The sequence below is a fragment of the Ructibacterium gallinarum genome, from assembly GCF_014982785.1.
Classification (GTDB): Bacteria; Bacillota; Clostridia; order Monoglobales; family Monoglobaceae; genus Ructibacterium; species Ructibacterium gallinarum.
The window spans coordinates 61,699-76,881 of the sequence record NZ_JADCKB010000016.1 but is presented as its reverse complement, the minus strand read 5'-3'; the positions used below and the strand labels follow the sequence as shown (position 1 = coordinate 76,881).

Below are 15,183 nucleotides of genomic sequence, written 5' to 3'. Positions count from 1 at the left end.
CGAAAGAATACAAATAAAAACAAAACTGACTCCGCTTGAAAAACGAAGTCAGTATATTGCTTAAATCTTTAATTTATCCTACCATCAAGGGCGTTTTTGTACTGTCCGCACAAATTGGGGCAGTCCAAGAAGAGCAGGGATTTTTTTATCAGAAATAATATCTTATGTTTTTTCTATATATAGTTTCTTCAAAGTTCTCTCATGGTTTTTGATTAGACAAATACTGACGTTCCACATATCCGTAGTCACCGTCAAATCTCACCCTTGCAAATTGTTCGTTTACAACATCAATCAAACTCACTGCATCCGCATAATCAATCCAGCGTAGGATTGTTACCCCCGATGCTACAGATGGCTGTGCCAAAAGCGCAATCGGTTCTACACATACCGAATAACGTGTTCCAATGCTGGAAGATGCCGGTTTATCTTCCGACAAAAACTGACTCGCAATATAACCGGTCTTTCCATTGCTTTTTACTTGATAATACCCGTTCTGCGCCAAAGCGACAAAATCGACCGGACTTCCGTAAGCGATCGTAGAAATTAAAGCAGAATCACCTTCTGGCCGCACACGAAAATTCACCGAGTCTGCAACATTAGTAACATAAAGCACTCCGGTGATACTCTGGGCTTTTTCATACGCATCTAATGCATAAACAATATCCTGACGAAGCGCCATTGCCGTTTGCCGTTGTTCTTCAGTAATATCCTGCTGAAGCACATTTTCAATTCCAGCATAAGCTTCATAGTACATTTCATCCCGAAGCAAACCACGAATTTTCTCCATTTCTATATTAGGTATGTTTTTAATTCCTTCCGCAGCTGCAGTCCGCAAATTGGCAATTACCTGATCCTGTTCTGCCGTCCGGCGATAATTTTCTATATCCTGAAGGGCGTAGCCTGCTTCATAATATAATTCCCGATCATAATACGATTGTGCTTCATCAATTTTTGCCTGCGTTGCCGCGTATTCCTGTTCAACCTGATTGCGCTCTCCCCTTTCCATAAGCTTTAGGTTGGTTGAAATGTTATCTGCAACAGAAAAATATTCAGAAAGATAATCCGGTGCCAATTCTTTGGCCTCTGTCAGCAATTCAATTGGAATACTGCTACGCACTGCTTCTGCTTCATAATACATCCCCTGCTCAGCCAAGTTACGCATTCGACGGATTTCTTTTCCAAACCATTCCTTGCGGTAACGTTCCGTATTTTCTACATTCGAATAGGCGATAGGTGAATTGATAAATACGGTTTCCGTCACTCCATCCCATGCAATCTCTTTTCCCAGCATATCTGCCGCAAAACGCACAGGAACCATCGCTACTTCATTGCCATTCCGATCCACCATCAATCTTGGTGGACTTTCTAATTCATATCGGATTCCGTTTTGATCATAAGCCTCTGTTTTATCAATATATACAGCAAAATATCTTCCGGAAGTTGGATCTGTAACTCCGATACCCTGGTTTTCTTCATTCCACGCCACATTGCATCCCATCTGTTCCGCCAAGGCACGTATGGGAATCAACGTAACATCATTTATCATAATGCCGGCTTGATTTGTTTCCAACTGCACTTCATTTACATAAACCGGAATGTAGGAAACCTCTGCAAGCCCTACTGTAGCTCCACTTACGCAAAGTATGCCAGTCAGAATGCTACATAACCATTTTTTCCGCATTCATTTCGCCCCCTCACCAGATACAATCTCTTTTTTACTTTAATCATACACGCAAATAGTAAAAAAGTCAATCGAAATTTCACGAACATCTTTAAATTTATACAAAATACAAATCCCCCGCATAGCGGGGGATCTGCCGGCTTCCAAAGCAATAGTTTTCAACTATTTTTATATTAAACCCTATTAGAAAAACGTTCCACAGCTTTTGTAAAATTCTGAATTGTCTGTTCTGCATCTCCATATTCAATTCCATCACGCACACAATGTTGAATGTGTCCTTCCAAAATCACCTATCCGGCTTTATGGAGGGCAGATTTTGCTGCATTAATGTGAAACCAACTATCTTCACAGGGAACATCTTCATCAATCATGCGGTCAATTGCCTGCACCTGATCAATAATCTTTTTAAGCGCCTATGCAACCGTTCTGCATCCATACACTGCTTCACAGCAATGCCTTCTTACTTCGCAAAACAAACCGCTGCCTGTTCCATTACAGAATGAATTTCAATATGCTGAGGACAATTTTTTTCACATTGCCTGCACTTGCGGCATTGATCCGCTTTGCAAGATAACTGTTCATATTGCTCCTTTGCTTGCTTTGCATTTCCGCTTGCTGTCTGATTATACAAGCGAAAAATTTCTGGTATTTCGATTCCCACAGGACAGGGAAGACAATAACCGCATCCAGTACAGCCAACCAGTGCTCCATGATTAAAAATTTCGCCAGCCTGTACCAGCATCTCCTTTTCCTCCGCTGTCAGCATATCCACCTTAGCACAGTCTGCGTAACCAATATTCTCCATAAGCTGCGTCATACTGCTCATTCCACTGAGGACAACACCCACCTCTTTTTGATTCCAAAGGAAGTCTAGACCCCATTCTACCGGTGTTTTTTGAGGTGCAAGTCTGTCAGCAACACGCGCCGGGGGGATTGCCAGTCGTCCACCTCGCAGTGGTTCCATAATGATCACATCCAGTCCCTGCTCAGCCGCATACCGCAGGCCCTGTATTCCTGCTTGATTGTTGATATCCGCATAGTTTAGTTGAATCTGGCAAAATTCCCACTGATTAAAACCGTGAATAATTTGCTGAAATACTTGAAACGTATCATGAAACGAAAAACCAATATGACGAATTCTTCCTGCTTCCTTTTCTCTTACTGCTTTTTCCAATAATCCAAATTTTAGCACTACGTTATTCCAAGTATTTTCAGACAAGCTGTGCATTAAATAAAAATCAATATGATCAGTTTGTAATTTTTCCAGCTGTTTTTCAAAAATCTCTTCAAAATCTTCCGGCCGATTCAAAGAAAACACCGGGCACTTGGTTGCCAGCATTACCTTATCCCGATAGCCATCCTGCAAAGCTTTTCCTACAACGCTTTCACTTTGCCCTCCATGATATGGCCATGCAGTATCAATATAATTCACACCGTTGTCAATAGCAAACCGAATCATTTTTATGGCTTCTGTTTCATTGATTTTTTCACCGCCATCTATTGTAGGAAACCGCATACATCCAAGTCCCAGCACAGATACATTCTCTCCTGTATGTTTTAATGTTCTGTATTGCATATGTCATCCTCCTTGCCTAAAACTAATTTCCGAAACACTCGATACGCTTCATCAGGATCTTCCATATCCAGCGCTCTACTTTCCATAGGGCAAAGTCCAGTATGATCCCGGTTCCAAATCCGCGAAACCATTTTATCGTAGGTACAGAAAATTCCGTGCTCCTTCAGCACACTCCAAGCCGGACTACTAATTACCCCTGCATGAATCTTGCGAATTCCGCCATAAACAAAAAGTAAAGCCGCTGCTTTCCCCACCACCTTATCACAAACGACACCATTTTTGAGCGCATCCGTATCTTCCTCCAGCCATTGAAGCACTGGCTGAATCCCGCGTTCTCTGGAAGTTTTCAACACATCCTCTTTTTTTACAACACAGGTGCAGCTTTTACTGCACAAAATATCCCGTACTGCTTCAAGTTCTGTCATATCCCGACACCGCCTTTCTAAACACCGCTACAATGAAAGGAATTAAAACAATCTGTACCACGATTCCGGGAATCCCTGTCAACACCGCGGTCCAAACCGACACGGCCGCTGGCACATTCAAATGTAAAAGCTGACCGCATATTTCCAACGCCACAGCATTTAATAACCTTCCTGCGGCCATAGCTGATAACAGACAGAAATACAGATTCCATCTCCATATTTTTGACGTCAAACCAGCCATAATTCCATATCCCAAAAGTTCTATTATCATAAAGGGGAGCTTCGCTGCTGCAGGCATTCCAGTCATCAAACAACTCAATACTGGGCAAAGAAATCCCACTGCCGCTCCTGCCCATGGGCCCAGCAGTAAACCTGCCAAAAGAACTGGAAAATGCATGGGCAAAAAAACGCCTCCTGCCGCCGCTCCACCTATAAAATGAAAAATCTGTGGAAGCAACACACCAGCTGCTGCAAACAACGCAGTAAAAGTCAGTTTTTTTACTTTCATATTCGTCCCCCTTAAATGTTTAAATATTATTATAACATATTTTCCCGTTTTCGACAAGGGTTATTCCTCTTCGACAGTATAAAAAAAACATCAATGCAAATAATGATAAAAGAATTACAATTTAAGAAACAGGAGCGACCGGATATGATAAACAAAGTGGAAATCTGCGGAGTTAATACTTCCAAACTTCCGGTTTTAACGGAAAAAGAAAAAAAGGAATTGTTTGCTCGCATACAGCAGGGAGACCAGCAGGCACGGCACGAATTTATTTACGGCAATCTCCGGCTTGTTCTCAGTATTCTTCAAAGGTTTAACAACCGCAGTGAAAATATTGATGATTTATTTCAAATCGGGTGTATTGGATTGATTAAAGCCTTAGATAACTTTGACACCTCACACGATGTCAAATTTTCTACCTATGCCGTGCCAATGATTATCGGTGAAATACGAAGGTATTTAAGAGACAATAATTCGATTCGTGTCAGCCGTTCTATTCGCGATACTGCATATAAGGCCCTTGCGGTTAAGGAACGGATGACCTCCGCCACCGGCAGAGAACCCAGCGTTGAAGCCATTGCTAAAGAGCTCGGCCTTCCGCGAGAAGAAGTTTCTCTGGCGCTGGATGCCATTTTAGATCCAGTTTCTCTGCAAGAGCCTGTTTATCACGATGGGGCCGATGCCGTATTTGTAATGGATCAGGTAAAAGACGAAAAAAACATTGACGATTCTTGGTTGGAAAAAATTTCACTTAAAGAAGCTATGAAAAAACTAGGCGACAGGGAACGTCACATATTAAATTTGCGGTTTTTTGAAGGAAAGACACAAATGGAAGTTGCAAAAGAAATTGGAATTTCCCAGGCGCAGGTTTCTCGTCTGGAAAAAAATGCTTTAAATCATATGAAAAAACATTTATAAAAATTGAATGGGGGCGGGGCAAAACAAAGGAGATATGGACATATTCTTGGTCCTATTTCGCCCCGTCCCCCGGATGTATTTTTAATTTTTATGATAAAAAATCTTCAATAATATCATCAATATGTATTAAACTCACTTGAAATTTATTGCAGAGAGCCACAAGCCCAGACACCGTCTGCTCATTTGGCGAAACATCCACAATCCTTCGCACAAGTGTATCGTTTTCATCATATGCGTCAAGTCCGTAAGAAGTATAATTCCCCAAATCCGGATCGTCTAAAGAAAACATATTTATTTTATAGCAAATCATTTATAGCATCCCTCCTCATGGAATCAAAACACATCTAAGCCAAAAATTCGGTAGATTTAAGATCAGTTGAAATCTTAGTTTAAAATATTCTGTTAGATGTTCTATGGATTTATACTGCAAATTCCATTCATTTGGCAGCCGGTTCCAGAGTAAGCGGCATATGGTATATTCTTGCCGCAATACAGATGCAAATTGATTTTTTACTGACACACAAACAACCTCCATTATAAAAAATTCATAAATATTGTAGCATTTTTATAAATAATAATCCACGAACACCGTGTTCTTATTTTAAGAAAAATTGTTCAAAGTAGGAAAATAATAAAAGACATTTCGGGCACACACTGGCTGGCGTTATATTTACAACATATTATAATCATCTTCTATTATCTCATCATAAAAAAGAGAGAAATTAATATCAAATTCCCGGGCGATTTTGCAGGTTAATTCCAGATTGGGTTCCGAATGCCCCGTTTCAATCTTCTGATACCACCGTGTAGAAATCCCAAGTTTTTCCGCCGTCTGTTCCTGCGTCAAATGACGCATTTTCCGTTGAAATAATAGTTTTGTTGTAAATTGAGTTTTAATAGACATTGAAGCACCCACCATATGCATAAAATTTTATTTATAAATTTAAATTTTTGTCGTTGATTTTTATTTGTAATGATACTCCCTATATTAATAAACAAATCAAATTGCATTTTTCGACAAAATTTATAAAATTTTTTAAAAGAATACGAAATAAAAAATTTTATATGATATTACATATATTATTGTTTTATTTTATAAAATATAGCTTATAAAACGACAAAAAAAGGGGGCGCAGGTCTTCCTGTGCACCCCAATATCAGCGTATACTTTGGTTAATTTATAAAATTTAAAGCATCATATCAGATTCTGCGCTATGTCTTGTTTCACTGTCCACATGGTGATCCACATAGACCTCAATCCGATCCCCATACTGGGCAGGAACATCAATCGTGGTAGATAAATAGCTCGTGTTTGACTTCGTATAAGTTTGGGACATATACCAAACGCCGTTGACAAAAATGGTCACATCATGGGAAATGGTGTTAGCACGTGTGAATGCTTCGGTGGACACCATGACACTCATATAACCATTACCATGATAAAAATTAACATTTCCCGCATAAAAATTGAGGGTTAACACGGAATCGTCTGAAGTTTCCACCGCTGCCGGCTTTTCCAGCTGCGCTTCTGCCGCAAAGCAGGCAGTCCCCCCCAGCAGGCTGCACGCCAACATGCCGCAAAATAATTTCATGGTCAGTTTTTTCATTTGTTTCATTTTTGATACATCCTTTCTTTTATTTGTTTGTTTACACTGACATATATATAAACAACAATAAAAGAGGAAATTCGACAAATTTCTGTTTTTTAATTTTCTTTGTAATATTTCAGTCCGCTCATAATGGTTTCAAACATCAGGTCGTCTGCATTGGTGGATAATTCATAATAGGTGGTGTCAGAGCTCCATACCACCGTCCGTCGATTGGTATCCAGCTCACTCTGCATCCATATAATTTTCCCGTCCATGCCCATTACCCGGCATTCTTCTACCACATATTCATTTTTCTCGGTTTCAAAAGAAGACTGTATCCTATTTGATACTAATTGTTCTGTAATTCTAATATCAAATTTTTCTGTTTCATTATAATATATCAACTCTATCTTTTGAATAGAATCTTGAACTTCTTCCATCACAGTACCGGGTGGCAACCAGCTGGGAATAATCAATTCGTCCTTATTTTCAAATTTTTCTATTTGATCATAATACTGCTGTTTTGAGTCCGTTTGCATGGACAATACAGTTCCTTTAACATTGGTATAGGTTTTATAGACAAAAACCCGTACTGCAGATACGTTTACCATCATAACCGCCAAGGCGGTCAGGGCGGCGGCACATATCAGGCTGCGCCGAACTACCCGGCGGCAACGGCGGCTGTGCTTTTTTTGTTCTTTTTTCAGCTGATGCAGAACCTTCTGCCGAATTTCTTCCTTGCTCTCTTCGCAGTGACGTTCCTGCTCTGCCGTAAGCGTTTTTGCGCTGTCCTCTTCCGCGATAGATTCCGCATATCGATCCATTGCGGCTTCTATCATATCGTCAATGATTTTTTCATTCAGCTTATCTTTCATTTTCTTTTCCTCCTTTCTGGATAGAAATGATGCACCCTTTTCCCAGTAAAAACGGAACAGACGGATAGGCAGAGACATTCTGCTGTCCCTTTACTCTCAACGAATTTTTCATAACTTCCTACACCTCCGCTCTGGCCGCAATGCGGTTTTTCAATTTTGCCAGGCCTCGTTCATAGCGCGCATATGTGGTAGAAAGTTTAATGCCCAGTATTTTAGCTATATCAGCAATGTCATAGTCAAATTTAATTTTCAGCAGCAAAACCTCAGAATACTTTTTATCCAACGCTCGTATATCAGCAAAAATAGAATCGACCGCTTCCTCATCTACAATAATACGCAGCGGACGAGAATTCAGCTCATTGGCCGGAACGGAAGCATATGCTATTTCATCCTCCACATCCAAAATATGCTTCTTTTCCATATTTTTCTTTTTGGCCGCATTGAGGGCTTCGTTTCTTGCTATGGTAGAAATCCATGCCTTGGCAGATACATCATCCCGAATCACGTGCATGCTTAACGCGACTTTTAAAAATACATCCTGCACAACATCCTTGAGCAGTTCGTAATCATCTTCCAGTATGTTGGCACAGATGGTGTAAACATAGCGGTAATATGTATCATATAGCCTGTTAAACTTTTCATCATCGGTTTCTCCGTCTTTCAAATTGCTTAAAATAAGTATCATTGAAATTCCCCTTCCCAAAATCAACAATAAAGTTTTCTGCCATTCATAATAAACAAGTTGAACTGCCATTTTTCTACAAAAAATTACAAAATTCTTGCTGGGTTTTCCCATGTTTATATCGTCTTAGATACAGACGTTTTTTTACTTGCTTTCTGCAAATTCCAAAAAATCCTGCACCATTTTTAGTACATAAATTTTATGTTGTGTACTCGGCAGCTTATGAAAAGAATCCAAAAGCTCTTTCGTATATAAACTCTCTTGGGCGGACCGGCTTACATCTTGAACTAATTCGTCAATAGAGATTTGCAGCGCCTCTGTTATTTTCAAATATGTTTCCAGTTCGCCATGCATTCCATGCTCCAGACGAGATATTTGAGAAGCATCCAAATTTGCTTTTTCCGCAAGCTTGGCTTGCGTCCAGCCTACAGTTGTCCGCTTGTCTTTGATTCTGTTCCCTATCCGGAAATACAATTTATCAAACAAATTCATTCACCTTCCCATATATCTTCTGCGGTCCAGCAATTATTTTCCTTTATTTTATCAAAAAGGACATTTTCTTTAAATGATTTTTGACGCAAATTGTATTTGCAAAATATGTTTTATAAAACATTCGTTTTTAAATTAAAAAACAAAAATTTTAATGATCATCACAAATACCTTTTATATTGGAATTTTCGTCAGTTACGGGGCCTCTCAGAACTTATCATATAAAGAAGATTGATAGAAAAAACACACGAAAAAACGTATCCCCCGTGTGTTCATTGTTCCATAGCTATTTTGTTTTCCTGTAAAATGAAAAAACGGCCAAAAGACATACCTGTCATCTCTGACAGAAAGCTTTTTACCGTCGTCTTAACCGTTGGTCATAATACCGGCTTGCTGTTTTAACATTGACTATTCGCCAGCCCGCACAATTCTGAGGATTAAAATGTTTATCTTTTCCCTTTCCGGCGATGCCTTCACCACACCTTGCACCCCAATATATAAATCAATGTCTTCAACAATATAATTCAAAACAGGATAAAATATATTCCGGTATCCGGTATTTTCTAAACAGCATAGTCACTTGCTTTCTTGTCAAATGTTTAGCGTTGTTGTACCGTTCAATACAAAATACCAGGAATTTTCCTTCTTTAATCAACCTTCACGCCTCCTACGAATATGCAAAATCCCCGTTTTCTATTCCTTATCAAATATATGAAACAGCGTCAATGGATGAAATCTTTCAGATAATAAGTTTCTCCATTCTTTCCATAAACAGAGCCTCTTGGACGTTTCGTCAGATGTTGCGTATATGATTCAACATATACTCAATTTGCGGCTTTTCCTGACGTATTATTTCTATGATAAAGCTTACTTTTATTATCCATATCTATTTTACACAACACGTGGCAAAAAGTCAACATAGTGTAATGTAATTTGCTACTATCTGTATTTTTTCCTTTTGTAGAATATTTTACAATTTCAAACACAGTATAGGTGTGAGGACATATGCTTGGACGATTTAATACTGTTCATCCAAGAAAGGGTAATATTTCATTGGGAGTATATGGCAGCCGTGTTCTTCCGTCTTTTAATTCCAACTGCGTTTCTACATCTTCCAATAAATTAAGTGTGTACACCGTTTTATACTGTACCGGCATCAATTTCGCAGTGCCACACTTGGCATACAATTTTACCCGCCGCATTACTATCATCCCCCTTATCAGAATTAGGATCCGGACGTACGCTGGGCCGAAGCAGGAATAACCCCATCTTATTTTCTTTCAGCGACAAACCATATTTACTGCCATTGATGAAAACAAAACCTGCTTTCCATCCATAATAAATGATGTGAAATCATTTTTCTATCAACCCCACACACAACACGGGATGATCCTACCTTTTCCTACTTCTACTTTTGTGGTCAAATATCCGCCAACCACACGCTTTTTCGCGCGTTTTCAATTTTCCATGTATTGACATAAAACATGATGTGTGGTACACTTATAATATATACTTATGATTTTTTGTGTATAATTGTTTGATGCCAAAAAAATCTATTAAAATTTTTTTAACAAAGAAAAATGTTACCTTAGAATAGTTATGTTACACTTGCTTTTCTGACCCTCAAAATAGAAACTCGAGGTGAAGCAAAAACATTTAGAAAAACAAATTATTTCAATTTTATATTTTAATTTAAGGAGGAACGAATGAAGATGAAAAAGATTTTATCTGGGTTTTTGTTTTGTGTAATGGTACTGGGCTCCTTTTGCCTGCCTGTTTCCGCGGATGGGACAGTCTTGCCTGAGCCTGTAAATGGCGTCATCACCTTATCCGAAAATGTCACTCTATCTGAGCCGGTTTGCTATAGCAGCGGCACCATTACCATCGATTTAAATGGATTTCTGTTAACCAGCACTGGCTATGAGAATGTAAATTTATTTGCTGATCCCGCGAATGAATCTGTTCTCAATATTTCCGGAACAGCGGATGTGACCATTAAAGACAGCAGTCAGGACAAAACCGGATTGGTCATTGCAGGCAGTGCGGTAAACTGCCGTCCGAGCCCGGCAAGCACCATCGCGATCAATGGCGGAACATTGACCATTGACGGTGCGGCAATCAAAGGCGCCACAACCATAAATTGCAAAGAAGGCAGTAATGCACTGGATATCACAGGAAGCAATACTACAGTGAATATTGTCAATGACGCCAAGATAAGCGGCGGCGATGACATCACAGACACCAGCCGGGATTATAACTACGGAGACAAACGCAACACCTATGGCGCAAGTGCCATCTACATTAAAACCAATGGTACGCTTACCATTACTGATTCTGAGGTGATTGGCGGTCAAGGAATAGGCGGAAGCAGAAATGGCGGCCGCGCCATTGAAATGCCCTGTTACAGCTATGACCGTAATTGGGATACCATGGAATTTGAAAATATTGTTTTGGGCACGTTATATATTACAGACAGCACTATAAAAGGCGGGGATTCCGAAAAATACAATGCCGCCGCTCCGGCAATGGAAGTTGCCGCAAACGGACTGATTCAAAAAAGCCAGATCCTTGGCGGCAACGCTGAGGGTATTGGCGGCACCGCAGTATTGGTCGGCAGCATTGCTCCGCCGCCCAAATTTGTAAATTGCACCATCACAGGCGGAAACGGCAACACAAGCTGGCCGGGCACAGGCGTAGAATTGAAAGGTGCAGGCGGCTTCCAGGCAGATGAATGTATCATCAGCGGCGGACAGGGTACAGGCGCCAGTTCGTATGGTGGGGCACTTTGGCTTTATCAGGAAAATAAAGACCCCATCCAGCTTACCAACTGTGAACTTGTGATTCAATCAGATGTTGTCGGTAGTGCCATCAGCGGAACCGCAACAGGTGAAGGAACAATCAGTGTGGATGGCGAGCTAAAAATTAAACGCGAGGGAAAAGATACTGCTACCAGTGATTTGTTAAATGAATCTGTTGACATTGTATGGGAAACCACACCAAAGATTTTATATGCAGATGCTACGGGAACAAATTATAGAGAGCCGGTTGTCTATATTGAAAACGCCGGATATCTTTCCATTGCGGAAGCCATGGAAGCCGCTGGGGATAATGATATTTTAAAAGTCATGCCAGGTACTTATACAGAAGATATCGTGATTGATAAACCGATTACCCTGCAGGGCACGGATGGGGCTGTTTTTTCTGGTACAATTCAAGTCACACAAGCGGGGACCGGCACGATCCTTCAGGAAATTGATTTGTCCTATGACGCCGCGTCTGATCCAATCGGAACCACCAACACATCTAGCCGACTTGTAATTGAGGCCAATCAGGTTCAGGTCAATAACAGCAATTTTTATGCAGCATATGATCTGGAAAATGCAACCGACAGCTTTGGCATGATCACAACGTCTGGCACAAGCCAAAATGTTACCTTTAACACTTGTACTTTCCAAACCAATACCAATGCCATCTTCCCCATGTCTGATACGGGTCGTATTGAAGATTGCACGTTTAAGCCCTTAGATAACGGCGATACCAGAAAATCACTGGCAATCAGTGCGCCGCACCTGCAGAATGTTGTAATTCAAGGCAATGCTTTCTATGGAATGGGGATTCAGACGAATCAAGCTGTACTTCAGCAAAACACCTTCTATGATTTTAATACTCCTGTGATTACCATAGAAGATCCCAGCGAAGTTGGAGAAATGTTACTTTCAGGAAATTACTGGGGCAGTACTAACCCGGATTTTAATACGGTTTTGGGTTCCTTGAAAGATACGGCAATTTTAGAAAATTATTATACCATAGTAGAAGCAAACGGGGATTTGAGCGGTCTTGTAACAATTGCAGAAGAAGTCGGCAGCGAATCAAAACAGATTGTTTTTGAACAGGTTGCAAACACAAACGAATTTAATGTATACCTGTACGGTACAACCGCAGATGGGGATCCGGCACAAATTGAAAATTTGGTTGCGTTAGATTTTGTACCAGTCATCGAAGGATCGTTTTCCTATACTTTTACGCCGGGCAACACCGAATGGACTTATGAACTGCATGATGATGTCTTGTCTATCCACGAAAAAGGAAACCTGGACGGACAGTCTGATTTAAGCGGGCAAAAAATCCTGCTGGGCAAGATGATATTAGAGGGCTATGGTGCCGGCAAGCTCAGCATTTCCTCTGAAGCGGACAGCAAAGTAGTCCAAAGAAGCAAAGACGGTCAAAATACAGCAATTAATTCTGTGCTTACTGCTGGCACAGCATGTGAGTTTACCTTGAATGTACCTACGCAAACGCTGACCATCAATATAACCTTCCCGAATACGGTGACAGACAATGCAGCGGTCTATCAAGACATGCAGGTGACCATTTCAGGCGGTGATCTGAGCGAGAAAAAGATATATACTCTTGGCATCGGAGATGGAAATATTGAGATGAATGACGAGGGCGGCTATACGATAAATACGGCTCTGACCCAGAACATCCGGTATAATATCACGGTGGAGGGCGCTGGTTATCGGACAGCACGCTACAGCGTCAATATGAATGCGGACAAGAAACTTACTTTCTGGAATAACGTAAAAGACACAGTAATGGAAGTGGAAGAAAACAACCCAGACAGTGCGGTTTCTACCACCTTCTTGGCAGGAGATATTGTAAAAGATAATTTGATCAACCTGTATGATTTATCTGCTGTAGTATCGTATTTTGGACAGGATAATTTGATTGCGACTCATCCGGAATACGCAAAATATGATTTAAACCGTGACGGCAAAATTGATTCCAGTGACGTGGCCTATGTGCTGGTATCCTGGGGGAAATAATCAATAAAAGCAGATACCCGACATACTCTAGCGGGTACAATAAAGCAAAAAACAGACTGACTTCAAAACGAGATCAGTCTGTTTTTTTGTTTATTAAAAAAAACGCAGTATCTGCATGTTTCTATGGCAGACACCGCATCTTCTTTATTTCATACTTTCTGCCGCACCTGGCGAACCCAGCGATTTAGCTTCTTTAATTCAATAACCACAAAGACCGCCACAATACACCCAGTAAGTAAATCGGCCAAAACGCCGGCATATAGTACCCCATCTAATCCTATAAATTGCGGCAATATCAATAGTAAAGGAATTAACAGCAGAACCTGACGCAGCATAGACATAATATTAGCCTTCAGAGGCTGACCAGTTGCCTGAAAATAATTCGTGGTTACAATCTGCATCCCCGCTGCAAACATCCCTCCAAGAAAGATTCTCATACTTTTGACTGCAAAGTCAGTAAAAACTGCGTTTTCTTTACCAAACAGTAAAAGGATCGTATCCGGGATTGTCTCACACAAAAGCCAGCCAAAGCAGGTAACCGAAGTAGACATGATCAATGCCAAAATATAAGCCTTGCGAATACGCTCCGGTTGTTCCGCGCCCCGGTTAAACCCCAAAATTGGCTGGCTTCCCACACCAATTCCAATACAAATTGCAATAATAATCATACTGATTTTCATTACAATTCCCATCGCGCTCAGTGCGATATCACCGCCGACATTGCTTTGATTTCCATAATAAACCAGAACATTATTTAAAATAATATTAAGCAAAGTAGATGCCAACTGAAGTGCACAACTGGAGATTCCCAAAATACTCATTCTGCGGCAAATACCCGCATTTAGCTTCATACTCCGCCTGGTCAAACGCATATGGCTGCGACGAATAAAATAATAAACCAGCACTACTGCACTAATTACCTGGGAAAGGCCGGTTGCAATTGCAGCTCCCGCAACACCCCAGTGAAAAACAAAAATAAACAACGGGTCCAGAAACACATTTAGTACGGCACCAATCAATATACTGTACATAGACAGCATGGGATTACCGTCAGTACGTGCCAAATTTGACATGGAGACTCCCAACACATTAAAAGGTGCCGCCAGTAGAATAATAGACGTATATTGCCTGGCATACTCCATTGTATTTTCCCGGGCTCCAAACAACCGAATCAGTGGATCCAGGAAAAGCAGACCAACTATTGCCAACACAATTCCAGCCAGCACACTGAGTACGAAAACATTTCCAACAGTATGCACTGCCTGTTCTTCATCGTGCTCACCAAGTTTAATAGCCGCATACGCACTACCACCGGCCCCCAGTAAGGTAGAAGCTGCCAAAATCACGGTGACCACCGGAAATGCTATAGTTGTTGCTGCGTTCCCCAAATATCCAACACCCTGGCCAATGAAAATCTGGTCTACAATGTTGTAAATTGCATTCACCAACATTGCTACCACCGATGGAAGGGCAAATTTTAAAAGCAATTTCCCTACGGGTTCATACCCAAGGGGATTTTGATGTTTATGTTGCATTTTTTCCATTTTTTCTCCTATGACAAAATTTTTAGAATTTAAAACATAAAAAAACCCGATTTTGGCAATACCCAAAATCGGG

The 15,183-nt window shown here is 40.7% G+C and carries 16 protein-coding genes and 1 pseudogene; 2 read left to right on the top strand and 15 right to left on the bottom strand.

What is annotated here, in order from left to right; translation table 11 throughout:
* Positions 1-199: 199 nt before the first annotated feature.
* From INF28_RS08510 to INF28_RS08490, 5 genes and pseudogenes are all read right to left on the bottom strand, one after another.
* Positions 200-1,681: a stalk domain-containing protein gene (locus INF28_RS08510; RefSeq protein ID WP_226393039.1), complete on the bottom strand. Its 1,482-nt coding sequence runs from the start codon at positions 1,679-1,681 to the stop codon at positions 200-202.
* Positions 1,682-1,854: 173 nt separating this feature from the next.
* A pseudogene (locus INF28_RS08505) lies at positions 1,855-2,129 on the bottom strand (metal-sensing transcriptional repressor).
* A 12-nt stretch (positions 2,130-2,141) separates the two neighbouring features.
* Positions 2,142-3,257 (bottom strand): aldo/keto reductase, encoded by a 1,116-nt coding sequence (locus tag INF28_RS08500; RefSeq protein WP_226393038.1) that lies wholly within the window; start codon positions 3,255-3,257, stop codon positions 2,142-2,144.
* Positions 3,239-3,682 (bottom strand): DUF1893 domain-containing protein, encoded by a 444-nt coding sequence (locus tag INF28_RS08495; RefSeq protein ID WP_226393037.1) that lies wholly within the window; start codon positions 3,680-3,682, stop codon positions 3,239-3,241. The genes INF28_RS08500 and INF28_RS08495 overlap by 19 nt, the downstream gene beginning before the upstream one ends.
* Positions 3,669-4,190 carry an ECF transporter S component gene (locus INF28_RS08490; protein ID WP_226393036.1) on the bottom strand — a complete coding sequence of 174 codons (522 nt, stop codon included), beginning with the start codon at positions 4,188-4,190 and terminating at the stop codon, positions 3,669-3,671. The genes INF28_RS08495 and INF28_RS08490 overlap by 14 nt, the downstream gene beginning before the upstream one ends.
* A 144-nt stretch (positions 4,191-4,334) precedes the next feature.
* On the opposite strand from INF28_RS08490, the gene sigG reads away from it, so the two are divergent.
* Positions 4,335-5,105 (top strand): RNA polymerase sporulation sigma factor SigG, encoded by a 771-nt coding sequence (sigG, locus tag INF28_RS08485; RefSeq protein WP_226393035.1) that lies wholly within the window; start codon positions 4,335-4,337, stop codon positions 5,103-5,105.
* A gap of 88 nt (positions 5,106-5,193) precedes the next feature.
* Here sigG and INF28_RS08480 read toward each other — a convergent pair whose 3' ends face one another.
* From INF28_RS08480 to INF28_RS08445, 9 genes are all read right to left on the bottom strand, one after another.
* Positions 5,194-5,415, bottom strand: coding sequence for a DUF6514 family protein (locus INF28_RS08480; protein WP_226393034.1), 222 nt, complete (start codon positions 5,413-5,415; stop codon positions 5,194-5,196).
* A gap of 360 nt (positions 5,416-5,775) precedes the next feature.
* Positions 5,776-6,009, bottom strand: coding sequence for a helix-turn-helix domain-containing protein (locus tag INF28_RS08475; protein ID WP_226393033.1), 234 nt, complete (start codon positions 6,007-6,009; stop codon positions 5,776-5,778).
* Positions 6,010-6,292: 283 nt separating this feature from the next.
* Positions 6,293-6,721: a hypothetical protein gene (locus tag INF28_RS08470; RefSeq protein WP_226393032.1), complete on the bottom strand. Its 429-nt coding sequence runs from the start codon at positions 6,719-6,721 to the stop codon at positions 6,293-6,295.
* Between the two features lie 89 nt (positions 6,722-6,810).
* Positions 6,811-7,569: a hypothetical protein gene (locus tag INF28_RS08465; RefSeq protein ID WP_226393031.1), complete on the bottom strand. Its 759-nt coding sequence runs from the start codon at positions 7,567-7,569 to the stop codon at positions 6,811-6,813.
* Positions 7,559-7,681, bottom strand: coding sequence for a hypothetical protein (locus INF28_RS12870; RefSeq protein WP_264175733.1), 123 nt, complete (start codon positions 7,679-7,681; stop codon positions 7,559-7,561). Before INF28_RS12870 ends, INF28_RS08465 begins: the two co-directional genes overlap by 11 nt.
* A 6-nt stretch (positions 7,682-7,687) precedes the next feature.
* Positions 7,688-8,254, bottom strand: coding sequence for an RNA polymerase sigma factor (locus tag INF28_RS08460; RefSeq protein WP_226393030.1), 567 nt, complete (start codon positions 8,252-8,254; stop codon positions 7,688-7,690).
* Positions 8,255-8,395: 141 nt separating this feature from the next.
* Positions 8,396-8,737 (bottom strand): helix-turn-helix domain-containing protein, encoded by a 342-nt coding sequence (locus tag INF28_RS08455; RefSeq protein ID WP_226393029.1) that lies wholly within the window; start codon positions 8,735-8,737, stop codon positions 8,396-8,398.
* A gap of 514 nt (positions 8,738-9,251) precedes the next feature.
* Positions 9,252-9,395, bottom strand: a complete 144-nt coding sequence (locus tag INF28_RS13080; RefSeq protein WP_226393028.1) for a DUF3791 domain-containing protein — start codon at positions 9,393-9,395, stop codon at positions 9,252-9,254.
* Between the two features lie 373 nt (positions 9,396-9,768).
* On the bottom strand, positions 9,769-9,942 hold the full coding sequence (locus INF28_RS08445; protein ID WP_226393027.1) for a hypothetical protein: 174 nt from the start codon (positions 9,940-9,942) through the stop codon (positions 9,769-9,771).
* A gap of 504 nt (positions 9,943-10,446) precedes the next feature.
* On the opposite strand from INF28_RS08445, the gene INF28_RS08440 reads away from it, so the two are divergent.
* A complete protein-coding gene (locus INF28_RS08440; RefSeq protein ID WP_226393026.1) occupies positions 10,447-13,566 on the top strand; it encodes a dockerin type I domain-containing protein in 3,120 nt (1,039 codons plus the stop codon).
* Positions 13,567-13,715: 149 nt separating this feature from the next.
* On the opposite strand, the gene INF28_RS08435 is transcribed toward INF28_RS08440, so the two are convergent.
* Entirely contained in the window at positions 13,716-15,110 is a 1,395-nt protein-coding gene (locus INF28_RS08435) for an MATE family efflux transporter (RefSeq protein WP_226393025.1), read from the bottom strand.
* Positions 15,111-15,183 lie beyond the last annotated feature (73 nt).